General features: G+C 48.9%; 16 protein-coding genes and 1 pseudogene. All 17 read right to left on the bottom strand.

Going from position 1 to position 23,859, the window contains the following annotated elements; genetic code table 11:
- Nucleotides 1-76: 76 nt before the first annotated feature.
- On the bottom strand, nt 77-2,719 hold the full coding sequence (locus ACHHV8_RS13645) for a hypothetical protein (protein WP_395158740.1): 2,643 nt from the start codon (nt 2,717-2,719) through the stop codon (nt 77-79).
- Between the two features lie 80 nt (nt 2,720-2,799).
- Entirely contained in the window at nt 2,800-3,633 is an 834-nt protein-coding gene (locus tag ACHHV8_RS13640; RefSeq protein ID WP_395158739.1) for a beta-galactosidase trimerization domain-containing protein, read from the bottom strand.
- The gene (locus tag ACHHV8_RS13635) at nt 3,530-4,930 is read right to left on the bottom strand and encodes a beta-galactosidase (protein WP_395158738.1); all 1,401 of its coding nucleotides are present in this window, start codon (nt 4,928-4,930) and stop codon (nt 3,530-3,532) included. Before ACHHV8_RS13635 ends, ACHHV8_RS13640 begins: the two co-directional genes overlap by 104 nt.
- Nucleotides 4,931-5,821: 891 nt before the next feature.
- On the bottom strand, nt 5,822-7,282 hold the full coding sequence (locus ACHHV8_RS13630; protein ID WP_395158737.1) for a serine hydrolase domain-containing protein: 1,461 nt from the start codon (nt 7,280-7,282) through the stop codon (nt 5,822-5,824).
- Nucleotides 7,283-7,305: 23 nt separating this feature from the next.
- Nucleotides 7,306-8,130 carry a carbohydrate ABC transporter permease gene (locus tag ACHHV8_RS13625; RefSeq protein ID WP_395158736.1) on the bottom strand — a complete coding sequence of 275 codons (825 nt, stop codon included), beginning with the start codon at nt 8,128-8,130 and terminating at the stop codon, nt 7,306-7,308.
- Nucleotides 8,127-9,053 carry a carbohydrate ABC transporter permease gene (locus ACHHV8_RS13620; protein WP_395158735.1) on the bottom strand — a complete coding sequence of 309 codons (927 nt, stop codon included), beginning with the start codon at nt 9,051-9,053 and terminating at the stop codon, nt 8,127-8,129. Before ACHHV8_RS13620 ends, ACHHV8_RS13625 begins: the two co-directional genes overlap by 4 nt.
- A 36-nt stretch (nt 9,054-9,089) precedes the next feature.
- Nucleotides 9,090-10,367 (bottom strand): ABC transporter substrate-binding protein, encoded by a 1,278-nt coding sequence (locus ACHHV8_RS13615; protein ID WP_395158734.1) that lies wholly within the window; start codon nt 10,365-10,367, stop codon nt 9,090-9,092.
- A gap of 184 nt (nt 10,368-10,551) precedes the next feature.
- Nucleotides 10,552-11,793 (bottom strand): ABC transporter substrate-binding protein, encoded by a 1,242-nt coding sequence (locus ACHHV8_RS13610; RefSeq protein ID WP_395158733.1) that lies wholly within the window; start codon nt 11,791-11,793, stop codon nt 10,552-10,554.
- A 17-nt stretch (nt 11,794-11,810) separates the two neighbouring features.
- Entirely contained in the window at nt 11,811-13,313 is a 1,503-nt protein-coding gene (locus ACHHV8_RS13605; protein ID WP_395158732.1) for a response regulator, read from the bottom strand.
- A 4-nt stretch (nt 13,314-13,317) separates the two neighbouring features.
- A complete protein-coding gene (locus tag ACHHV8_RS13600; protein ID WP_395158731.1) occupies nt 13,318-15,105 on the bottom strand; it encodes a sensor histidine kinase in 1,788 nt (595 codons plus the stop codon).
- A gap of 341 nt (nt 15,106-15,446) precedes the next feature.
- Nucleotides 15,447-16,898, bottom strand: a complete 1,452-nt coding sequence (locus ACHHV8_RS13595; protein WP_395158730.1) for a sulfatase family protein — start codon at nt 16,896-16,898, stop codon at nt 15,447-15,449.
- Between the two features lie 36 nt (nt 16,899-16,934).
- A pseudogene (locus tag ACHHV8_RS13590) lies at nt 16,935-17,745 on the bottom strand (carbohydrate ABC transporter permease).
- Nucleotides 17,746-17,809: 64 nt separating this feature from the next.
- Entirely contained in the window at nt 17,810-18,751 is a 942-nt protein-coding gene (locus ACHHV8_RS13585; protein ID WP_395163500.1) for an ABC transporter permease, read from the bottom strand.
- Between the two features lie 43 nt (nt 18,752-18,794).
- Nucleotides 18,795-20,312, bottom strand: coding sequence for an extracellular solute-binding protein (locus ACHHV8_RS13580; RefSeq protein WP_395158729.1), 1,518 nt, complete (start codon nt 20,310-20,312; stop codon nt 18,795-18,797).
- A 127-nt stretch (nt 20,313-20,439) separates the two neighbouring features.
- Entirely contained in the window at nt 20,440-22,122 is a 1,683-nt protein-coding gene (locus tag ACHHV8_RS13575; RefSeq protein ID WP_395158728.1) for a helix-turn-helix transcriptional regulator, read from the bottom strand.
- On the bottom strand, nt 22,041-22,700 hold the full coding sequence (locus tag ACHHV8_RS13570; protein WP_395158727.1) for a cache domain-containing protein: 660 nt from the start codon (nt 22,698-22,700) through the stop codon (nt 22,041-22,043). The genes ACHHV8_RS13575 and ACHHV8_RS13570 overlap by 82 nt, the downstream gene beginning before the upstream one ends.
- A 148-nt stretch (nt 22,701-22,848) precedes the next feature.
- Nucleotides 22,849-23,568 (bottom strand): IclR family transcriptional regulator, encoded by a 720-nt coding sequence (locus ACHHV8_RS13565; RefSeq protein WP_395158726.1) that lies wholly within the window; start codon nt 23,566-23,568, stop codon nt 22,849-22,851.
- Between the last annotated feature and the right edge of the window lie 291 nt (nt 23,569-23,859).

The raw sequence follows: 23,859 nt of genomic DNA, 5'->3' as shown, positions 1-23,859 counted from the left end.
CATTGGCTTCGATACACGACGGTGTTGTTGTAATTGAATGAAGTTTAAATTACTTTGTCAGCAAGGGTACCGCTTGTTAGTCCTGCCGCTCGCGTACGGCGAAGTACGGCTGGTTGGACAAATCCGCTTCAAAGCCTGGAGCCAGCCATACATCCCCCTGGTCATTGCGAAGCTTGAACATATAAATAAGCGGGAACGGCGAATCCGTGTAGCTGCCAGGAATAGAGGCCGTATACGTCTCATGCGCAGCCGTCATTTCCTTCGCCTCATATGCTTCCGCCTGATTCGCATGACGGTAAAGCAGCGTAGCGCCTGTCACGGTTCCAGCTTGCTCGCCCAAGAGCGACAGCTCCAGGCAAATCGGCTCGCCTCTGCGGAAGGAAGCCGGAGCCTCATGCCGGATCGCCGGGCGCCGCGTCACCTCTCCGGACAATACAGCGGCTGCGGAAGCCGTTTCCTTATGCCCCGCTTCACCCGGCACCACATTCCGATAAATTTGCTCCAATGCATTGATATCCGCCTGAATGCCGGCCAGCCGGTCTGACCAGTGACCTCTCATGAACGGCTTGTAGCCGAACGTAATATCATCGCCGTATACGTCCTTGGTCGCTTCAATAATATGCTCCCAAGCGGTCAGCGCACTGCGGTAGCTGGCAAGCGCTTCTTCCAGCAAGCCGCTGTCTCCGTTCCGTTCGAACAGCGCATAGGACACGCCTGCCCGGAATTTGCGGGCGAAGAAATGACCGAGTCCCGCCTGTACGGCGATATCCACCGCCCACCGGCGGAAGGTGGCATCCGACGGATCCTCAACCTTCGTCTTGGCCGCGGCCAAATGCTTGTCGGCCGCATCCGCCAGCGACTCCAGCCACTGGGCCGTGTCCAGCGGCGTATATTTGCCCTGCAGCTTGTCTTGCGTGCAGGCGTCGGCAAATTCGTTAATGCCATAAAACATCGCCGTATCCAGCGGGCTGACCGCACCGAACGTATGCGGCTCCGGCGTATCGAAATCAACCTCGGACGGCTGCTCCGTCTTGACGATCGCCAGATTGTTATACATTTCCGGCCAGAAGTAATTGTTGGACGCAGAGGGCAGATGCGCTGTGGTCAACAGCAGCAAAATCCGGCTGGCATGCGCCAGCGCCTGCTCGCATTCCGATGCGGCGTCTTTAAACTGGCCGCGCAAATAACGCTGCCATTCATCCGCCTGTGCCTCCGGATTGTACATCAGCCTGCCCCAGACGCGGTACGTGTACAAATATTTTTTCCAGGTCTGACCATCCAGCTGCAGCGCTTCATCCCTGTACAGCTCGCGTCCCCCAGGGGAGCCGCTCGTTTTACGAGCCTTGAAAGACATCGGTTCGCACAGCTCCACTCCCTGGCTGCCGGAGAAGCTGCCTCTGCGCCCGTAGCCTGCTGCCATAGCCGGATCCCCCCACAGCAGCACCCGCTGAGTGCCGGGCCAAATCCGGTGAAGGATACCGGTTTGCCGGTTTTCATTTAAATAATCCGCATAGCCGTAGCGCGTGAAACGTCTGTATGTATTCGTTACTCCCATCAGCTCGGCGCGCTCGGTTGTGGCGACAGGCAGCTCCCGCGTCCGGATGGCGGCCTGGTGGTAAGGCAATCCCATGTGCTCGGCCCAGAATTTAGGAGAAACGATAACCGGCATGCCCGTTCCCAGCGCCACCTCGAGCATCTGTGCATCCACCCCTTTCGGGTGCATATCGATTTCAACCGTCCGGCCGCAGGCAGTCAAGCCCTTCATTACCTCGCTCCAGAAGACGTGCGAAGGCTCGGGAATGCCTCCCTCGTAATGGGTACGGATCGTTACGCCGTCGATATCCGGGCAGGCCGTGAGCAAAGTACCCAGCGCGTCGCGGCAGTAAACGGCATGATTCGTCTCGTCGATCCCTTCGATCGTCTGCAGCTGATCAGGACTGTCCAGCATCGTATAGGCATGATTCCAAAGCCCAAGCTGAAAATGAATCCCCCGCAGCTTCGCTTCCCGGCTGATATAACGGAGCATCTCCAGATTCCGTTCCTGTTCCCCCTCCTCCAGCTCTTTTACACGCACATCATATCCTGGCACGGTTACAAAATAGGGGTAGGAAAAGCCGAAATAGTTATCCTGTACTCTCGGGTCATGACCGTAATCATAAGTGATGCCCAGCGTAAGATGCAGCCGGTTAAAGCGGTGGGTCGCCAGCTCCGTCAAATATTGGTCCCAGAACGTTTTATCGTAAAACCACGGCTTATCTTCGATCTCGCTGCAGAATGACCGGCTGATCGCCCGGATTTCGTTAGCCGGCTCACCGGTGTAGGCTTCGCTGAAAGCTAGCGCTTCCGCTGCACTGGTTCCGTGCTGAACACGGTACGCCAGCTCAAGCAGCGCATAGATCAAGCCCCGAACGTCCGTGCCGATCACGTGCAAGCCATCCGCTCCGGATTGAATCAGAAACGATTCCGGCCCTGCAGGCAGCTTGCTTTCTTCGTTCTGCGCCAATCTTTGCGCAGCCTGCGAATCCGTGCCGGCAAGGATCACTACCAGCACGCCAGCCTTCACTTCCGCATCCAAATCTTCTGTAAGATTTCCTCCCTGCTCCTGCAGCGCTTGCTCCAGCCGGGAAATCGCCCATGTCACGGATTTACTGGATGCGAGTGAATCGGATGCATCGCGAATTATTTTTACTGTAAGCGGTTCATTCTTATTGGATTCCATTTGCAATCTCTCCCTTATTCGTCTAATAATCGCAGCAAGCTCACACTCTATTACGTTTTACTTTCGAAACCCATGGGCTGTTACACAGGGGTCAGTTCAAGCACCAGCACGTCCCTCGCGGGCAGACTAACACGCAGCCGGGATGCTTCCGCAAGCTCCGGCACCGTTTCGCCCCAGAGCACCCTGCCCGGTTTCAGAGAACTGAAAGCACCGGCCAGCTTCAGCTCGGCAGTCTTTTCCTGCCGGATTGGATTAATCACCCAGAGAAACAGCTGTCCGTCCTGCGTCCGGGACAGCCTTGCCTGCAGGCTGGTGTCGGTCAGCCGGATATGCGGCCCGATCCCCGCCCATTCCAGGACACCGGCGAAATATGCGCGCGTTCCTTCATCGCGGGTTCGGTAATAGCCAACCGACGGGAACGTGCCTATCAGCAGCGTTCTTCCCTGACCATACACATGCTTGACGACGGCTGTGGTTCCATCCTCGTAACTGCCGGCTTCCTGGCCTCCCGCCGTTCGATACGCCTGCCGGTAACCGCCGCCCAGCACGCGGCTTCCGTTATAGGAGAACTCGAAGCCCTCGTCCAGATCAGGCGTAAACTCCACATCGGTCTCCAGGGCGCCGAATACCGCGTCCAGACCGTGATTCGGCTGACGTGTTCCCACCCTGCCGCGTGCGCCGAAGTAGCCGGGGCAGCCTTCGCTGATCAGCGTGCCTCCGCGATCGACCCAGCTGCGCAGGCTTTCTGCCTGACCGGGCGTCAGCATAATCGGATAAGGCAAGTAGATAACCCTGTACTGCTCGATATCGTCAATATGTACCCAGTCGGCCTGTACGTTCTGATCGAAAAACGCCTGATAGGCTCCCCACAGCGCTTGGGCATACAGCTCGTTTTGGCCTTGGCGGTGCAACAAGTAATCGAAAACCTGCGCTTCCGGAACGACAAGGATGCCGATTTCCCCTTGGATCGGTTTCGATTCGAGAAGCTCCTTCTGCTGCGGTGCGTTGCCCCAACGGGCAATCGCAGAGGCCATCTCCGAACGGGCCGTTCGGGAGCCGTCCATCCCATAGGGGCCGAACGCGCCGAACAGCGGCTCCGTCCAGCAGCGGACGCCAGCGCGGGAAGAGCAGGCCGCGCGCCCCGCCGGCGAAGCTAATCATCTGCCAGACGCGGATATCCTCCGGCTCGGTGATCCGGCCGTCGTTTCTCGCACGTCCGATGACCTGCGGCTGCAGCCAAAGCGCTCCGCCCTGGGCTTCGGCATGCCAGAATGTCCGGCCTCGTGAAGCGGCGCGGGTCAAATCGACTGCGTGCCACTGCTTCCAAGGCTCGCTGCCTTTGCGGGAGGCGACCCAGGTAAATCCGTATACGTCCACCTTGGAAGCGGCCAGCCAGTCGTCGGCCCCCATGGAAGCTATCTGATTCATGCTGCCTGCAATACCATGAGCCGCAATGATGTTTTTATCATCCAAGCTGCGGATCAGATCAACCCGCCACTGCATATGCTCATAAAAGTTCTCTTTGGTAAACTGCACCCAGTCGATGCATTCGGGATAAGGGGCCAGCTGGCGGGGAGAATCGACTTGCTCCCAGTCGGTATAGCTGTATCGGTGCCAAGCCTGATTCAAAGCCTGCAGGCTTCCGTATTTCACATTCAGCCAAGCGCGAAATTTCCTGAGCGTATATTCGTTATGGCATCCGTCAGGAGAATAATTGCACTCGTTCCAGACATCATAGCCCGCCATCGCCGGATGATCCTTGTACCGCAGCACCAGCTCGCTCAAAAACCGCCCCGCCGCTTCCTTCACCTCGGGGCAATCCAGTGACAGCATGCCCTGGGAGCCGTTTCCGAAGCCGCCGGTCGCGCTGCTGACACCCATCTGCGTCCTTACTGACGTCCCGTCCGCCTTTTTGTGTAGTGCGTGTGCATACTTATGCGCCGCCCATTCGGGAATAGACGTAATCATTTCGGCAATAATCGTCCGGATGCCATGCTTGGCCGCCAAATCCATTTGCCGGTCGTAATCGCTCCAGTCATATACACCGGGAGAGACTTCAATAGCCCCCCACATAAACCAATGACGGTTGAAATTCATTCCGTCTTCCTCAGCGGTCGTATAGTCCCGCTCCCAGTCCTCCTTCGGCGGATTGGATTTGCGGAAATATACCGCACCGTATGGAAGCTGCGGTAAATCTCGTTTCGTTGACATGAGTATCCTCCCTATTTCGCATTGTTGAAGACCAGGATTCCTTCATTCATTGGAAGGCACTGCTGCCGAGTTGCAGCTGCCAGAACCGTTCCACTATCCAGGTAGCCTTGCATGTTGGAGTACCGCTATAATAATATCCGTGAGATTACCGGACGGCTGCAGATTTATAAAACCATCCCCGGTCGTCCCGAGGCCACTGAAAAACTAGCGGAGCGTGCGGAATCGTTCTGTAGAAGCGAAAGCGTTCGCCTTTGTGCTTGGATTTCAACCGCTACAAGCGGGATATAATCAAAGAAATCCAGGGACAACAGCGATCGGAAGAATGTTCCGTACTCGGAGCGCTGCCTTTTTCAGTGGCCTCGGTCGTCCCCACTGTCTCCACTTCTCCTTGGACAGCCTGGAGTTAAGCCCCGCGCTAGGACTGTGGACAGCTTTCATCCCATCCATCTGCAAAAAAGAAGATTTCATGGCAGCCTCCTTTGATCGTTTATGCTTATATATGCTATGTTGTAAATATCCTGGATGCGCTTTCATAACAATTGTACTCCTGTCCTTATCGGCATTTAAGCGACATTTTTTTCTGAGGGGGCGTTTGCGGGACTTAGACAATTTTTGTCTTGCCAGTTCTAAAATCGTCTGCCTCAGTCTAAGGAATGAGAATGCTCCGGTGCGGTCTCTTCCATATAGAATTATCACCACCGGTCTGCAGAGTACAATAAGTTGGCTTTCTTAATGACTACTTATGACTTAAGTTGGTTTCGTCGAGGTAATCTCGATCAGCGGAACAAAAATACGGCCCCTTTGCCGGAGGCCGTTGAAAATTCATCGCTATAAGTACGGAACATTCTTCCGAAATGGGCTCCCTTTGTCAGGGGCCGTATTTTTTCTAAGTCAAGTCCATGCTGCGAGAACAGGAGGACGATGTTTAGCTTCGCTGTTCACATTGACAGAGCGTTCCAATCGAAGCTTATTTTCATCGAAACGGCAAACGACTGTATCGATAAAGGGCGTTTCGGTAAAGCACCAGGTCATGACATAGGTATGGTCATCATGCCAAGTGCCGCTTGCTGCAACTCGCATAACCGGAGGCTCATACTGATGATGTAATGATCTGCCGCTCATAGTGGTATCACCCATAAGCCATGTATTGACTCCACATTGAATTCGGTGCTCCCCCCGATGATCCTCTAATGCAAACGTACAGCCGTCTTCCCGAAACATAAACTTGATCCCCTTAATTTGATCGTCATTCTCTTCCGGTACAAAATATTTACCAGAGACCTGTTCAGCAATTGGAGAGCTCGCCTGAAGCTTGGGCGGCAGCATCGTCAGTCGGTGTAATCTTGTCTGCAGTAATGAATAGAACTGTTTATTTTCTTCTAGGCTATGGTCTTCCATTGCAGACAGTAAATGCTTCCAAATGAGATTTAGTACAGCCTGCATGTTCTCTAGACCGCCATGTATGGCGATAACCGCATCCTGCTCAGGCATAACCACGCAAAATTGTCCAAATTTACCATCGGCTCTATACGTATTATGACGTGACCGCCAAAACTGATAACCGTATCCCTGTTGGGAGTCGCTTGGCTTATCGGAACCGCTGGAAATTTGATAAGAGGTTGCAGCCTCTATCCAGCTTTCCGGCAAAAGCTGTTTACCGTTCCACATCCCCTTCTGCAAGTAAAACTGTCCGAATCGGGCCAAATCCTCTGTCTTCAAGCTAAGTCCCCAGCCTCCGGTGTTGTTTCCGGAAGGACAAGTATCCCAAGCCGAGGCATGTATTCCAAGCGGTTCAAACAAGCGCGGGCGCAAATAATTCAGTAATGTCTGTCCCGATACCTTCTGAACAATCGCGGACAGCATGTACGAAGCGCCGCTATTGTACATAAACTTTGTGCCTGGCGGATGATCCATCGTTTTATTCAGAAAGTATGAAACCCAATCGCCTTGAGTCTGGCGCCATTCCGCCCCCATGATGGGACTGGCGTGGCCAGCACTCATAGTCAATAAATTCTTGACACGCATCGATGCAAGCTGAGCGTTAACCGGTTCCGTTACCTGTTCAGTAAAGAACGAGATTACCGGGTCCTCAATATTCAGCAGACCTTCCGAAACGGCAAATCCTACAGCCGTCGAAGTAAAGCTTTTGGTTAACGAAAATAGCATATGGGGATGCCCCGGCCCGTAGGGTGCCCACCACCCTTCCGCTGTTACATATCCGTGACGAAGCAGCATTAGACCATGCAGCTCAAGTCCTTCTTTTTCCACTGCATCTAGAAATGCGAGGATGGCTGATGAGGCGATTCCTTGCTCCTCCGGCGCAGACCGGGGCAAAGTATACTCTGACAGCATAAACAAATCACTCCTTGCGTGTATCATTTCAAAGCGCCTTCCGTTAATCCGGAAATCAAATGACGCTGCATAACACTATATAACAGAATAATGGGAAGCATAGTCAAAAGAAATCCGGCAAATGCAACGTTATAGTTAGCGCCGTAATCGGATTTGAAATTGTAAATAAATAACGGCAATGTCCAATAATTCGGACTTCGATTCAACAAAATCAGCGGAAGCTGGAAATCGTTCCAAATCCACAAGCTGTTTAAGGTAACAATGGTTACGATAATCGGAAGCATGAGCGGGTATATGATACGTACAAAGGTTTGCCAAATGCCGCAGCCGTCTATCGTGGAGGCTTCATCCAATTCGATCGGCACATTCTTCAGAAATCCTACGCTCAGGAAGATGCCCTGTGTAAAGGACAATGCGATATACATGAGTATTAATCCAAGCTGATTCAACAGGTGCAAATTGGACATATGCTTTAATACAGGCAGCATAATGACTTGAAATGGCACAAAAATTCCAGCAAGAATAAAGTAGAACACAAATTTAAAATACCCATGTTTCATATTTCTTGATATGGCGAAGGATACCAACGGTATTAATACCATGATGAATAGCATGGATACGAGAGTTATCATGAGAGAGTTCCCTAAATTTATCCAAAACTTACCCTTAATGACGGAAGCAAAATTCCCAAAATAAAGGCCTGAGGGGGGGGCAAAGAAGCTTTGCGCTGACTCGACTTGAGTTTTAAAGGATAAATTAATTGTCAGGTAGACAGGAATCATAACAATAAAGACACCTACTAGCAAAGCTGTATATTGGATGGCCCGAACAAGCGCGTTTTCCTTCATTGCTGACCTACCTCCTTTTTGCTGAGCCATTTCATTTGCACGAAGGAGATCAATGCGATGAGAGCAAAAATAAAGATAGATTCGGCCGTGGCATATCCAAATTTATTTTCCAAAAGCCCATGACGATAAATTAAGAAGCCAATCGATTCAGTTGATGTGCCAGGTCCCCCATCCGTCATAGCCACAATCGAATCGAATACGGTCAAGCCTCCCTTAATGATAAGCACCAAGTTAACATTTAGCATTGGAATTAGAAATGGCAGAGTAATCGAGACAAATCTTTGTGATCTGCTTGCTCCGTCGATCGTTGCCGCTTCGTGCAAGTCTTTAGGAACGCTGGCCAAGCCTGCCATAAAGATCACCATCGGAACAGCAACACCATGCCAAACATTAGCAATGATTATACCGTACAACGCTGTATCCTTGTTTCCCAGAATATTTCTAGACAATGCTTCAATTCCTAATGCTTCACCTATTGCCGGTAAAATCGTTAGAAAAATTTCGTTGAAAATCAATCCAATCGTAATCAGGCTTAATACCGCAGGAAAGAAATAAATAGATCTGAATAAGCCCCGGAACCTTAAGTTAGTTGTTAACAGCATTGCCAAGCCTAAGGCGAGTGTGATTTTCAATATGACTACAATCAGCGTGTATTTGAACGTAAAGCCCAGCGAGTGAAGAAAACGGGTGTCTTTAAAAATAGCTAAGTAATTATCCAGACCGATATACTTGTACGTCCGAGCCATTCCATCCCAATTCGTTAGACTGTAATTAAAACCCATTAACGTCGGGTAAAAAAAGAATCCGATATAAAGCAGCAATGCCGGAATGGTAAACATGACATAAACCAGCATCTTTTTAGAACCGAGGATCGATCTTTTTTTACGCGCCAGTTGGGTTTGGGTTGTACGGATCACTTCCATGCTTTCAACCTCCAAAGCTCCTATGCTAGTTATTCATCAGTTGCCTTTGTTATAGAAAATGTCTTCCAGCTTCTTCATATAAGCATCGATTGTTCCGCCGCCAATCAACTCCTGTGTAGCCTTTCCGAAGTCATCCTGCATCGCCGGTGTCCAAGTAGAATCTGCCGCTCTGTATAGCTTCCCTGAAAGAGCATAGTCGGCCAGCGTTTTATTTTCCTTGTAGTTCGGTTTCACACCTTGAATGACAGAAATATTGCCGGTTTCATCCGCATACATTTGCGCCATTTCCGTAGTGGCAAAAAACTCCATAAACTTTTTGGCTTCGTTATTGTTTTTGCCGTCCTTCGGAATAGAAAGCGCTGTCCCCACTTGCATGGCTACTTTGGTGTCTTCTGCTTTGTCTGCCGGGAAGGGGAAGATGTCAATATTCAAATTCGGGTTCGCTTTTTTGATGGCGGGAGCTTGCCACATTCCATGGAAAAACATGGCTCCCTTACCGGCCGCCATATCGCGGATGACATTATCCTGGGCTGTTCCCAGTAAATCCTTTTGGCCGTATTTTCTAAGATCCAGAACCTTCTGAGCGACTTTTCGTACTTCTTGGTTATCGGCAATGTGTTGTTTCCCATTAATTACATCATCGAATAATTGACTCGCGTTCGGAATATCCAATCCTAGAAAAGCTGCAGTCGTTTGCCGAATGACCGAATATTCTTTATCCGGAAATAAGAACGGCGTTTTGCCCGCTGCTTTAATCTTTTCGGCGGCTTGAATCAACTCGGCATATGTTTGGGGAATACTCAGTCCAAGCTCCTTGAACATGTCAACGTTATATGTAACACCGTATCCTTCTAATGCATAGGGAACTGTGTAGTTCTTATCAAGTGTTTTACTAAAATCAACAAAGCTCGGAATCACGTTACTAAACAAAGTTTTGTCTCCGGTTAAATCCGCATAATAGCCATCCTTCACAGGCTGGCGCATACTTGGTGCCGAAGGATATACCGTGAACAAAGCCGGTGCATCATTGTTGGCAATGCGCATAGCCAGAACCTTAAGCATATTAGGCGGCGCATTCACTTCAATTTCTATATTTGGGTTGTTCTCATGAAATTTAGCGATCACTTTGTTCAAGGTTTCCGTTACATCCGATTTATTGGACAGCAGCTCCAGCTTTACTTTTCCCCCTGTATTAGCCGTTGAAGCTTCCTTGCCGCTTACCTCTTCTCCGCCATTAGAACAGCCTGCCGTAACGGCCAAAGCTACTGCTGCTCCAAATAAAGCCGTTTGTTTCAAAGTCTGATGTTTCTTCATGTTGGTGCCCCCTTGAGAAATATTTTTGTTTACGCTTACAAGCTTATCAATATATAAATGGCAATGATATGAATTAGATGACTTCAGACACATAAGAAAATTGACCTTTGTAACCGTTATCATCTCATAAACAAGAAAAAAGGATAGGACGTGAGAGTTTCCTCAGCGCCTATCCTTCAATATGTTAATTTCCCGTATTATAAAAAACTTCCTCCATTTTCTGTAAAAAGGGAGCCATTCCGCTTCCGGCTATCAGCTGCTGTACGGATTTTCCGAAATCATCTTGCATGGAGGGTGTCCAGGGAGAGTCGGCGGCCCTGAAGTACTTTCCAGCCATCGCATATTCCGCAATCCCGCTATTTTCTTTCACGTGATGCTGCACCCCTTTTATAACGGAAATATTCCCTGTTTCATCTGAATAGAGCTGGGCAATTTCCGTAGAGGCTAAAAAGCTCAAAAACTTTTTCGATTCGACGATGGTTTTAGAATTCCTGGGAATACCTATAGCTGTACCCACCTGCATAGCTACCTTCGTATCTTCCATTCTTTCCGCCGGAAATGGAAACATTTGAACGTCCATGGCAGGATTAGCTTTTTGGATTGAGCTGACCTCCCACATCCCTGTGAAAAACATAGACGCTTTTCCGTCAGCAAACTCCCGAATAGCGGCTTCATTGGAAGTACCGAGCGAACCCCGCTGCCCATACTTTCTTAGCACGAGTGTTTTTTGGGCCATGTTAATCAATTGTTTACTATCATGGATGTGCTTTTTTCCTGCTATCACATCTTCAAAATAAGGAATAATATCAGGCTCATCCAATCCCAGCAGCACAGTTGAAGTTTTTCTTACGTAAGAATAGTCCTTGTCGGGAAAGATGAACGGGGTGATCCCGTTTCGTTTTAGCTTTTCTGACGTCTCTAGCAGCTCATTATAAGTTTGAGGTATGTTCAGATGAAGTTCACGGAATATCGCCGCATTATAGATAATGCCATAGCCCTCCAATGCATAAGGAACGGCGTAGGTTCTCCCCTGGGTCTGACTGAAATGTAAAAATTCAGGCCTCACATTGCTAAGAATCTCATCCCCGGTCAAATCCTCGATATAACCGTTGTTAATGGGATTTCTCATGCTGGGCGCTGTAGGATAGACCGTGAATAAAGATGGCGCCGTATTGGTGGAAAAACGCATTGCGAGAACCTTCAACATATTGGGCGGCGCATCTTGTTCAATCTTAATAGCAGGGTTCTGTTCTTCAAATTTCGCAATTATTTTTTCAAAAGTTTCTGCCGTATCCGCTTTATTAGAGAGCAATTCAAGCTTGACCTGCGTAGGTTGGTTGGGGTGCCCGCTCTCTTTAGGCGAGAGGGAGCATGAACAGAGGATGCATAATAATATGAAACCTAGTATAAGCTTGGTTAATTTCAAATTGTGCCCGCTCCTCGCTAGCTGTGGTCCTTTTGCTTACTTCGTCCCGGTGTTTCACCATAAAATTTTTTGTAGGTTTGAATAAAATAAGAATAATCATTAAAGCCGACGGCCGTGGAAATTTCCGCTATAGAAAGCTGTGGGGTGGTTTCAAGCAATTTTTTCGCATTTTGCATTCTAACGGACAAGAGATAAGTTGAAAAGCTGATTCCGTTCTTTTTCTTAAACTGTCGGCTTAAATAAGACACATCCGTATAAAACAGGTTTTTGGCCATATCCTCCAGAAGGATATTGTACCTGTAATTTTTCTCCACGTAATCTTTGATTTGATCTGCAATATCATGTTTGTGCAGCACTTGCTCCAGCTTGCCCATAACTAAATTTACCTGCGATGAAAAGTAATCTGCAAGTTCATCCATCGTATTATGCTCATAGAGATCCAGCGGATCCAAGTAAGACTCCGGTACAGCCTTGTTCTGGTTGACCCGATCCATTACAGAATTCATTAAAGCAGTCAGTTTTGCACAAGTATCATGAAGGGTATGAACCGATAATCTCTTCTCTACGACCAATTTCAAGAGCTTGGCTATGATCTCATGGGCCTCTTTTGCTTGATTACTTACCATTTTATTATAAAGGGGCTGCAGGAGTTCTTCCGCACATTCCAAGTTATATGGATACTGCTGCCGATTAACATCTTCATACAAAAAGACGCCTGTACGGCTTCCCTCAATAAACCTGTGAAGTATCGCATACTTGGCCTCTTTGTAAGATTTGATAAGATCCTCATCGCTTGTGCAGCTTGAACTGATACCTATAGTCATATGGGAACCTGTATGCATCGTATAGTCATCGATTAATCGGCCGCCTATTTCCTCTAGCTTCGCGGGCTGAATAGTAATTTGTTGCTGCAAAAGTAAAACTATGAACATATTTGTAATCCGCCGGCTTCGGATCAAATAAGTTTCTATGCCGGTCTCGCAAAGCTTTCGTTTCAAGTGTAAGGAAAGCCATTCTTCATTTAGGGCGGATGCTTGCACGACCACTGTTCTGTAGGATGCGGCTGAAGGAAGCTTAATGACTCCGTTCTCTACGCCGTGTTCCTCATGATAAAATGAAGCTAACTGCTCAAGAAACAACTCATGAGCGTGCTTCTCCAAATCCTCTTGTACCTGATTTAGAATTTTGAAAATGTCTGCTTTCTCTATAGGCTTAAGTAAATAATGCTCGACTTTGTAAGCGATTGCTTTTTGAGCATATTGAAAATCATCGTAGCCGCTAATAATTACATTATATATTTGAGGGTATTGCTCGAACAGTATACTGGCAAGCTGGATTCCGTCCAGCTTTGGCATGCGAATATCCGAGAATAAAAGATCAAACTTTTGCGATTGTATCTTCTCTAATGCTTCTTCCCCATTCTCCGCTTCCTCCACAATGACTTCGGCGCTCCAATCCAGTATATTTTGTATAAGAGCTTTCCTTGCAAAATATTCATCATCCACCACCAAAATACGCAACCTCTTACTCCTCCTCCAGCTCTGCGGGAATTAATATCTCGACGCATGTCCCTTCATTTACTTTACCAGTAATTCGCAGCCAGTACTCATCGCCATAATGATTTCGAATTCTTGCATAAACATTCTGAAGTCCGATATGATTCATAGGTTCCTGTAGACCTATCCTTGCGGAGCTTAGAAAAGAACGATGGATTTCCTCCAGCCTCTGTTCACTGATTCCCATCCCGTCGTCCTGAACCTTGATATAAATGGTATGTCCTTGTTTTTTTAATGACAATTGAAGAGTTCCCATTCCTCCCTTAGGCTCCAGACCGTGATAAAATGAATTTTCGATGATCGGCTGCAGCAGAAACTTCAGGATTTTATACGGCAATAAGTTCTCATCAATCTCATAAATAACCTCAAATTTATTAAAAAACCGAATTTGCTGAATGCTAATATAGTTTTTGATTTGCTCCAGCTCGTTTTGAATGGTGACATGGTCTTTGGATTTTAGGTTATAACGGTACATGCTAGATAAGCTTTTGGTCATTACTGAAATCGGCTCAATCCGATAAAGCTCTGCAATAGAACTTATAGTATTCAGTGTATTGTATAAAAAATGAGGATTGATCTGGGTCTGAAGCATTTTCATCTCCGCCTGCTTCTGCAGTTGAGTCGATATGATTTCCTTCTCCCTGCTTTCCTTTAACCGGCTCATCATGAGATTGTAGCTTTGCACCAACCTGCCAACCTCATCCTCCCGCTTCTCGTCATCGACCATTTGGTCCAGTGACCCGGAGTCTACAAATTTCATCATCTTAATCAGATTATATATTGGCTTGAAAAAGCGCCTGGAGTATAAAATCGCGATGATACATGCTGATGAGAGACAAAGTAAACTTATAACTACATAATTACTTACATTTTTTTTAAAGGCGCTGTCAATAATTCTTGATGGAACATACTGAATAATAGACCAGCCCGTTTGCTCGTTCAGCGTTTCAGTAAACAGATAGTTTTCGCCGCCAATCATCAGTTGAACCAAGTCATCCGCTTGTTTTTCCCTATTTATTTCAATTTGGGATAAAATCCGCTTGATGGTCTGGTCATCAAAGGAGTACTCAATCGAGTTATAAATCAACTTGTCGCCCGCGACAACAATCGTACCTACTTCACGATTCGTTTCCGTCACTCCGCCAAAAAGGTTCTCGATCAGCTTAAACCTAATATCCAATTTTACATGAACACTCTGTTCCTTAAGACCATCCAAATCGGATAAATAACGGACTATCGAAACAACCTTCCCTAAATTGTTGGGAAATTTACTTTCATAGGCACCGGTAACGAATATTTTCCCTTCCTTCAGCTTTTCCTTGGGGATCTCCCCCAGCAATGCATTCAGATATCCGGCATTCGCTCCTGTACTGCTGTATATCCGGCCATTCATACCGGTAATCGTCATACCGACTAATTGTCCGTTCATTAATAAGACTTGATCCATCGCCTGCTGCATGTAATTCGAATCTTCAATAAATTCCAAGCTATTAAGATTTGATTTTTTCTCAAGAATTCGTTTCAGTCTATTATCAGTTATGTAAAAATAAGAGGTCCTGGAAATATTGGAGAAGAAATCAGATACAACTAAATTCGTTCTTTTATTCAGCTGATTCATAATGTCTTCATAGTTTCTTCGGGTCTGATTGTAAAAATCAAACCCAAATATAAACAAGGCGGAGATTACAGGTATCAAAATTATGATGATATAAGAAAATATAAGCTTCCTTTGGAATGAACTTGCCGGAACATTCATTGAAATCTCCTTTTATAATCCATTCAAATATACCAACAGCAGATCCCTTGATAAAAAAGGATTCCAGCTATTCAGCCTGAAGAAATAATAACTTACTCATGTTTCTAATGCAATACAATTAGTATGGATTCAAACCCAAGAACTTGATCCCCTAACATAAAATAACCCCACAAAGTGAGGCTTGTGCTTCGAAGCGGACTCAGGTACTTTGCGGGGACCCCGAAAATATATAAATGCTATCATGTTAAAAAAGCCGCGATTTACGCGGCAGTGAAATGATTTTTTTGCCAAACAGCTTCTCCATCTCTGTGAGCTCCGGCTGCCTGCTTTCATTAACCTTTCTATCCGCGGAGCCGCGCAAGCTGCGGCCATTCCTCCGCTCCGGTATTGTGCTGTCGCGCCCCCGGTGTGCTGCGTCCGTTATCGATATAAGAAAGGAGCAGCGCCTGGAGCCGTTCCACGACCTCCGGATGCTGGTCCCATACATTGCGCCTTTCCCCGATATCCTGTGTGAGGTCGTATAACTGAACGGGAGGCGAACCGGCAGGTTCCTTGCCCGGCACGGGATCGCTCCAGCCGCCCGAGCCCGGACACAGCTCGAGCTTCCATTGCCCTTGACGAATCGAGAACGAGCCGTCAATGGAATGATGGACCACCGCTTCGCGCAATGGCGCCGACATTGGCTCCCCACGCCATAGCGGCAGATTGCTCACGCTGTCCTCCCCCGCGTTGTCGGGAAGCTCGCAGCCAACCAGGTTGGCCGCCGTACGCATGAGATCGACGAGACACACCGTCTCCCCGCAAACGGTTCCCGCCTGAATCCCTGACGGCCACTTGATAATAAGCGGAATCCGATGCCCGCCTTCGTAAATATCCGCCTTCGTCCCGCGGAATATATAACTCGGGTTGTGGCCAACCTGCCGCAGTTCCTGGTAATTCGCCTTCGGCGAGCAGCCGTTGTCGCTGGTGAAGATCACAATCGTATTATCGTTTAATCCGAGCTCCGCCAGCTTGGCGTTGATTTGCCCCACCACATCATCACACATCAGCACGAAATCGCCATAAATGTTGGTGCCCGATTTCCCTCTAAACGGCTCCGACGGAAGAATCGGCGTATGAGGGGCCGTAAGCGGGAAATAGATGAAGAACGGCTGATCCCGCCCGGCTTCCATCGTCTCCAGCACCTTCTGCGTCAATACCTGAAGCACCTCCTCGTGCTTGAAGTCGGGGGCGACAGGCCCGGAACGCCACATCCGCATAGCATCCGTATTCTGAGTGACCGAGTCCGGGATTGCCGTCACCCGGTCATTCTCGATATACACATAGGGCGCCATATCCAGGGAGGCGCTAACGCCGAAGAAATAATCGAAGCCATGCTCCACCGGCCCCCCGCCAATCGGCCTTGTGAAATCGACATCCTCCTTGTTCTCGCTGCGGCGCGCCCAATTCAGGCCGAGATGCCACTTGCCGATGCAGGCCGTCCGGTAGCCCGCTTCTTTCAGCATAGAAGCTACTGTCATGCGCCCCTGCTCGATCAATGGGGAATCGTAGCCGTACAGCACGGATTGCTTTAACGCCGAGCGCCAGTTATATCTTCCTGTCAGAATGCTGTAACGGGATGGTGTACAAACGGCCGAGGACGAATGCGCATCCGTAAACGCCATGCCCTCCCGGGCCATCCTGTCCAGATGAACCGTATTCAGTTTTGATTGCTCGTTTAAATAAGAGATATCTCCATACCCCATATCGTCAGCCAAAATATATACAATGTTCGGACGGTTCGTATTTTCCATCTCGACCTCTCCCTCTTGTCTTCTATTAATAGTTCCTTATCCTTTAACGGAGCCTAACAGCACACCCTGCGCAAAATGCTTCTGCAAAAAAAGATAGACGAGCATGATCGGAATCGTCGATACGACGATGACCGCCATCTTCACCGTTTGGCCCGGCGGCACAATGTCAGACCCTCCTGCCGTTTCGAAAACGCCGGAGGAGATAATGACAACCTGCCGCAGCAGCACCTGTATCGGCCATTTACCGGAGTCGTTGATAAACATAATGGCATGAAAAAAGGTATTCCAGTGCATAACCGCATAAAACAGCGAGAAAGTAGCGATCGCTGGAATCGAAAGTGGAAGCACGATCCGGAACAAAATCTGCAATTCGTTGCAGCCGTCGATTTTGGCCGATTCCTCGATGCCGTCGGGCAGCTGCTGGAAGAAATTCTTTAATATAATTAAATAAAACGGGCTGACGGCGACGGGCAGCATAAGCGACCACAGCGAATCAAGAAGCCCAAGCCCTTTCACCACCAGAAACAAAGGAATAATGCCGCCGCTGAACAGCATGGTGAACAGAACCCCAAGCATGATTGCACGGCGGTGACGGAGGTCCCGGCGGGCGAGCGGATAAGCCATGGTCACCGTAAAAAACAGATTCACCGCCGTGCCGGTCACCGTAATATAAATGCTGACCAGCAGACTCGAAACGAACGTACCGGAAGAAAAAATAAACCTGTACGCTTCAAAAGAGAACTCTGTTGGAAATAAGAGAAAGGTTTTATTCAAATATTCGCTTGGAGAAGCGAAGTGACCCGGCGATAATATACAGAAACGGAATGGCCATACCGAGCGCGAGCATAAAAAGCGCGCCGTAGATTAACGCATCAATCAGCCTGTAGGACAGAGCTCTGGACTCGATCAAGCTAATACACCCCTTCCTCTCCCAGACGTTTGGCTAAATAATTGGCGCCGGCAAGCATAATTAAGCCGATGACCGATTTGAACAAGCCGATGGCGGTGCTGTAGCTGTAGCGGCCCTCCTGCAGCCCCAGCCGGTAGACATAGGTGTCGAACACCTCACCGACTTCGCGGGTAGTCGCATTCAAGCTTAAGAAGATCTGCTCAAAACCGGTATCCAGAAAGTTGCCGAGCCGGAGGATCAGCAGAATCACAATCGTACTGCGGATCGTGGGAAGCGTAACGTGCCAAAGCTGCCGGACGCGGCCTGCGCCATCCATCCGCGCCGCTTCATACAGCTGAGGATCGACGCCCGCGATGGCGGCGAGAAAGATGATCGTGCCCCATCCCGTTTCCTTCCAGACGATTTCCGACATGATCATCGTCCGAAACCACCCCGAGCTTGTAAGGAACGGGATTTTGTCTCCGCCCAGAAAGGCGATCAATTCATTGACAAGACCGCCTTCGGTAGTAAAGAAAATATAAGCGATTCCGATGACGATGACCCAGGACACAAAATGCGGTACGTAAATGACGGTTTGCACGAGCCGTTTATAAAGCGAATGCCGCACCTCATGCAGAAGCAGCGCAACAACGATCGGCAGCGGAAAGAAAAAGAGAATATTATAAACGGCCAAAATGAGCGTATTGCGAAACAGCATAATAAATGACGGATCCGTTACAAGCATTTCAAAATGCTCAAAGCCTACCCAAGGACTTCCCATCACTCCGAGAAACGGCTGATAATCCATAAATGCAATGACGATGCCCCACATCGGCACGTATTTAAACACGATAAAATACAAAAGTCCGGGCAGCAGCAATAAGTATAGCCAGCGATTCTTCACATAGTAGGCCAGCCGGGACGGGGCCGGCTTGGCCGTCACGGAAGAGACAGCCGTTTCCATAGTTCGGTTCAAGCCACTCTCTCCTTTCGCATCATCCTATTGTTTATTTCCGGTTGGCTTGAGCCGAATCATATTGCTGCTGGAATTCTTCTATTAATTGGCCGCCTCGGTTGGTGCGCCATTTCTCGATTGCCGCCTTCCAGCCGTTGTCGTCGAGCTCTCCTAGAATATACTTCGTTCGCGCATCTTCGATAATTTTATCGTCCACAATCAGCTTGGAGGTGAAAGGGAAAGCCGGGTTGGTCGTGTACGTAATCTCCTTATCCTCCTGGGCTTTCGTAATCCGTTCGTCCAGAGGAGTCAAGCCGACAGCGGTACGGTCAGTAATACCGTCAGCCACCATGATCCAGCGCAGGGGAATCACCTCATCGCTGAACAGCTCCGGATGGATAACGGCCGGCTTGCCGTTTTCCATTTTATAATGCTTGCCCTCGATGCCCAGTTTAACAAGCGTTCTCATCTTATCGTCCGCGAGCTTCTCGAAGAAATTCAGGATGCCCTTCAGCGCGGCTTCATTTTTCACGCTGCTTTTCGGAAACATAAATACGCCGTTATATCCGCCGCCGGCGGGCTTATAAAATTTGCCGTCAGCGCTTTTTATTTTGTAGATAAAATCGAGCTTGGCTGCCGGATTCGCCTTCTGCAAAGGCGTATGCCAGCCGTTGGAAAACTGCGAGTAGGCTCCCGCATACCCGCCGCCGCGGCTTTTGCCCAGATAATCAAGCATCTGATTCTGCTTGGTCACCGGAAAATCCTGATTGATCAGCTTCTCCTGATAAAGCTTACGCATAAAGTCCATCGCTTGTTTGTATTCATCCGTCATGAACTCGGGTACGAGCTTGCCATTGGCGACGGACCAGCCGTTCGGGCCGCCCATCCACACCTTGATTTGATTAAAAAGGCTGCTCCCGTCGTTTTCGATCAGTCCGAACGTATCGTCCTTGCCATTCTTATCCGGATCGTTCTGCGTAAATGCTTTCAATATCGTGTACAGCTCATCGGTCGTCGTCGGCGTCTTCATCCCAAGGCTATCCAGCCAATCCTTGCGGAAAATGAGCGCGGATTCGCTCAAATCGCGAGCCGATGGAATGCCGTATACCTTGCCGTTTTGCGACACGTTATACAGGCGAATATCGCCCAGCGCTTTGGAAATGTTCGGATAATCTTTGAGGTAGGGACCAACCTCCCAGAACGCTCCTGCTTTCACGGCCGATACGATGTTATCCGCCCGATCCTTGGAGACCTGAAGAACCTGCGGGACATTTCCGGATGCAAGCGTCGTATTGACCTTCTCATCATAGGAGGGGCTGGGCGCCCAATTGATCTCAAGCTTCGTATTCGTGTAATCCTCCATTATTTTAAAAGCTTCCGCCGCTTTGGCCGGCGGCTCCGTACTGAAATACCTGAGCAGCATACTAATCTTGAGCGGCTCGCTCCCCTTCTCCGCGCCTGCTGCCGTCTCTTTCCCGGAGCTTGAGGACCCCGTCTGGCATCCTGCTAATAACACCGTTCCCCCCGTTAACAAAATAAGCGCTTTCATGATTCCGGTATGCTGTTTCATCGAACCCTTCCCTTCATCTGATTTCCGCAGGTACACACTTAGATTATCCGCAAGCAACTTTATTCGTCATCAATCTTCAGAGGGTTACCGGGCGGTTGTTATGCGTATCAATCCTTGCAGGACCTGTTCAATCATTTGGGGACTGGAACCTCGAACGGTATTCGGATGGGGTTATCGTCTCCATCTTGCGAAAATAGCGGCTGAAATTTTGAATATTGCTGTACTGCAGCCTTTCGGCGATTTGAGACACGGACATCTCCGTATAAGCGAGCCATTCCTTTGCCAGCTTGAGCCGGTAATGGGCCACATAATCGCTGAAGCTGATTCCCGTTTCTTTACGAAACACCCTTTTTATATAATCAGGACTGTAGTGAAGGTGAGCGGAGCAAAACTCCAAGGAGACCGGCTGGTCATAATGCGCTTCGATCAACCGGATGACATCGGCGGAAATGGTTTGATATTGACGCGTAAGCCTCTCTTCATATCGCCGGCCAAGCGGCGTCAGCACATGGCGGATAAACCAATATTCCGTCTCTTTGGCTGTTTTCAATTCCATAATCGTATCCTGCAGCGATTTGCCTTCCGTTGCAAATTGAAGCGCCGCCTCCGACGATCCAAGCACGTCGCGGGCAATGTCCATGATAACCAGCAGCAGTGCCAGCCGGTCATCCCTGTGCGTTCGGCTGCCCTCCGCCAAATCGTTCAGCAGCAGATGGAGCGCCGCCTTCGCCGTTGTTTCGTCGCCTGACTTGATAGCCTGAGTCAGCTCTCGTTTATGCTCCTCCACTCTTGTCGGCGGCTGACTGTGCGAAGGCTCCAGGTCTTCGATGTACAGTAAGGCGCTGCCTCCGACCCTCATCCTGTATTTCAAAGCTTCCACGCTTTCTATGTATGCGTCTGCACAGCGGGACATAGCCAAAAAAATCCGGCTTAAACCGATACTGATCTCTAATTGCAAGTAACGTCCTGCCTGCTTCTGGATGTGCTTTGCGTCTTCGAACAACAGCTTTAGGAAACAATCCTTCGAGGAATCGTCAAAACGCAGTATGACCACGATCATATGTTGAAAGGAAAAGAGATGATACATCCGGTTTCGAGGGATAATCTCCTGAATCATATTGCCGATCCCATACAACAGAAGATGATAGTCCCGCTCGTTATAGCGGGTCTCCTCCAATGTATCGATATCGACCACCATGACACATAACTGCTTCCAATCGGAGGACAGGCCGCAGCGTGTGATTTTCTGCTCGATCTCGCGCTCCTGCAGCTTCCCTTGAATCAGCTCAATCAGGAAAAGATCCCGAAGCTGAACGCTTTGCGAATTCATCTGATGACTTAAGTGCTCTTCCGCATAGCGGAGCGAAAGGAATTCCTCCGCAATGGTTCCGAGCTCATCATACGTCCGTTCATGGCGCGTTTCACGCTTCCGGACGGACTCGTATAGCTTTCGCACGGGTACATAAAGCTTTCGAGTCATCAGGAAGGAGACGATCGTCATACAGAAGAGCACCGCAATGCAAGCATAGAAAGCAAGCCATCCGATGCCTGCAGATTGTTTGGCCATCTGGCTGCGGCTTATAGCGGAAATATAAGTCCATTCCGTTAAAGCCGATTTCCGGTAAAACAGCCATTCACGGTCAAGCGCTGCACTTGCGATTACGCCTTGCGCATCACTCTCAGGTGTCGGCTTCACGTCCGTCAACTGCTTCAGCTCTTCTGCTCCGATCACTCCTGCGGATCCGATAATCGGCTGCAGCTTCGCGTCGAGAACCTGGAACGGACGGATTTCGCAGCGTCGCTCATCCACCGGTTGAAGTCGTCTGCCAGCATTTCCACTACCAGCAAGCCCTCGGGCTCACTGAAGGAATCCGGAATCGGGTAAGCAAAAACGATCGCATCGCGTGGCGAGTCTCCCGGTACATCGATGCGCGTTAACGACCAAGGCTCCAGTCCTTTCAGCCGGCTGTAGGTATCAAAGGATTCGCTATGAAGATTGAAGCCTGTATTATCGATCATCCAATTGCCGTTAAGCCCCAGCAATACCGCATTGCGTACCGGCAGGTCAATCGTTTGCAGCCGATTCAGATCCTGCTCGAGCTCACGAATGAAGGCAAAATCTTTATGTGAGAGCGAATCGCGTACGGCAAGCAGCACCCTCTGCGACTGTGCCAGCTGAAATACCTGCCTCTCCACGGAGCGAAGCATGCTTTCGGCACGCATCTGATACTGCTGCAGCACCTGTCCATTGGAAGAGCGCGCCTGCTCCTCCGCCATGGAAAGCGACTTCACATAAGATAACCAGCCGAGCATTGCCACGGAAAGAGCCGCAACACAAATATTCGCCAATACCAGCTTGAGCCAAAATGAAGGAAATCTTAGTTTCATCCCGTTCCCCCACTCCATGTTTTTGCCGATCTGGTCAAGTCTTCGATTCTATATGAGAAAACCCGGATGACACTCGGTTACTCGAAAGCCGATAGTAAGCAAGCTCCATTCCCATAAGTTCTGACCGTTAGAGATGGAATTCCGCTTGCTATTCTACCGCACGGTTCAGGTCCATCAACTGTGCGGCCGTATGCTGCAGCATGGCGATAGTTTCGGCGATTTGTTCGTTTGAAAAACCGATACCGGGCATGCCGACTCCAATCGCCGCCGTGATACGGTCCTTTGAGAATAAAGGAACTGCAATGCGCCGTGTATGGGGAAAAATAACGCCCCTGTCATCGGAATATCCTTTAGCAGACGCCTCCGCTATAAATTCTTCCAATACCGCTTGATCGGGGATGTAATTCTGGAAGGACGGGAGAATTTGGGCCTGTTGTATCAAATAGCGGCGGTGCTCAGCCTTTTGATGCGCCAAGTAAAGCCAGCCCCACGGATGAATCGTATAATCGGTTCTTTTCGAACCGATCTCCTGCATAAATACCCCCTCCGGGAACACGACTTTATCCCGACAGATCATCCTTCCGTATTCGAAGCTTATCCAAAGAGCGGTAAGCTGAAGTGTTTCACTGACATTGCCGAGAACAGGAGCAATCACCGAATCAAAAGCGGATACCGGCACTGCGTCTCGGGTTATGTTCATCAAAGCGGGTCCCACAATATAACGCTGCTCATCGTTTTTTTGCAAAAAGCCTTGTTCCGTCAACGTTTTTAAATATCGGCTCAAGCTGGCAGGATTTAAATGAAGAAGCTGCTTCAGCTGAATAAAGCTGGCCTCCTCCAGTTCACCGACGGTTTGTAAAATTTGCAAACCGCTTTCTAATCCGGGTGCTGATATGACACCCACCCCCATTTAGTATTATATATGAAACTTATTATATTAAATTAGTAATATATATAATATTTTATGATTATAGCCACGAAGAAGTCAACCCTGCTCAAGGATTCGTTACCAACAACAGGCATGATCCGTTAAAAACAGCGGCAGCCCTGGACCGAAAAAAGTCCTTGACTGCTGCTGTTGTCATCCTGCCACCCATAAGTTAGGAGGATGGATCTCTACAGCGTTCTTCATGTACAAATAAAGCTCCCGATAAAGTAA

Origin of the sequence: Paenibacillus sp. TAB_01, from assembly GCF_043945595.1 — a bacterium.
Classification (GTDB): domain Bacteria; phylum Bacillota; class Bacilli; order Paenibacillales; family NBRC-103111; genus Paenibacillus_S.
The sequence above is the reverse complement of the archived record's forward strand: the minus strand, read 5'-3'. Positions and strand labels throughout refer to the sequence as shown.

Bases quoted from the DNA above. Each gene is read 5' to 3' on its own strand.
- ACHHV8_RS13620 (WP_395158735.1), bottom strand. From the start codon at position 9,053: ATGGAAGTGATCCGTACAACCCAAACCCAACTGGCGCGTAAAAAAAGA.
- ACHHV8_RS13615 (WP_395158734.1), bottom strand. From the start codon at position 10,367: ATGAAGAAACATCAGACTTTGAAACAAACGGCTTTATTTGGAGCAGCA.
- ACHHV8_RS13635 (WP_395158738.1), bottom strand. From the start codon at position 4,930: ATGTCAACGAAACGAGATTTACCGCAGCTTCCATACGGTGCGGTATAT.
- ACHHV8_RS13625 (WP_395158736.1), bottom strand. From the start codon at position 8,130: ATGAAGGAAAACGCGCTTGTTCGGGCCATCCAATATACAGCTTTGCTA.
- ACHHV8_RS13585 (WP_395163500.1), bottom strand. From the start codon at position 18,751: ATGGAAACGGCTGTCTCTTCCGTGACGGCCAAGCCGGCCCCGTCCCGG.
- ACHHV8_RS13595 (WP_395158730.1), bottom strand. From the start codon at position 16,898: ATGGAAAATACGAACCGTCCGAACATTGTATATATTTTGGCTGACGAT.
- ACHHV8_RS13645 (WP_395158740.1), bottom strand. From the start codon at position 2,719: ATGGAATCCAATAAGAATGAACCGCTTACAGTAAAAATAATTCGCGAT.
- ACHHV8_RS13580 (WP_395158729.1), bottom strand. From the start codon at position 20,312: ATGAAACAGCATACCGGAATCATGAAAGCGCTTATTTTGTTAACGGGG.
- ACHHV8_RS13570 (WP_395158727.1), bottom strand. From the start codon at position 22,700: ATGAAACTAAGATTTCCTTCATTTTGGCTCAAGCTGGTATTGGCGAAT.
- ACHHV8_RS13600 (WP_395158731.1), bottom strand. From the start codon at position 15,105: ATGAATGTTCCGGCAAGTTCATTCCAAAGGAAGCTTATATTTTCTTAT.
- ACHHV8_RS13630 (WP_395158737.1), bottom strand. From the start codon at position 7,282: ATGCTGTCAGAGTATACTTTGCCCCGGTCTGCGCCGGAGGAGCAAGGA.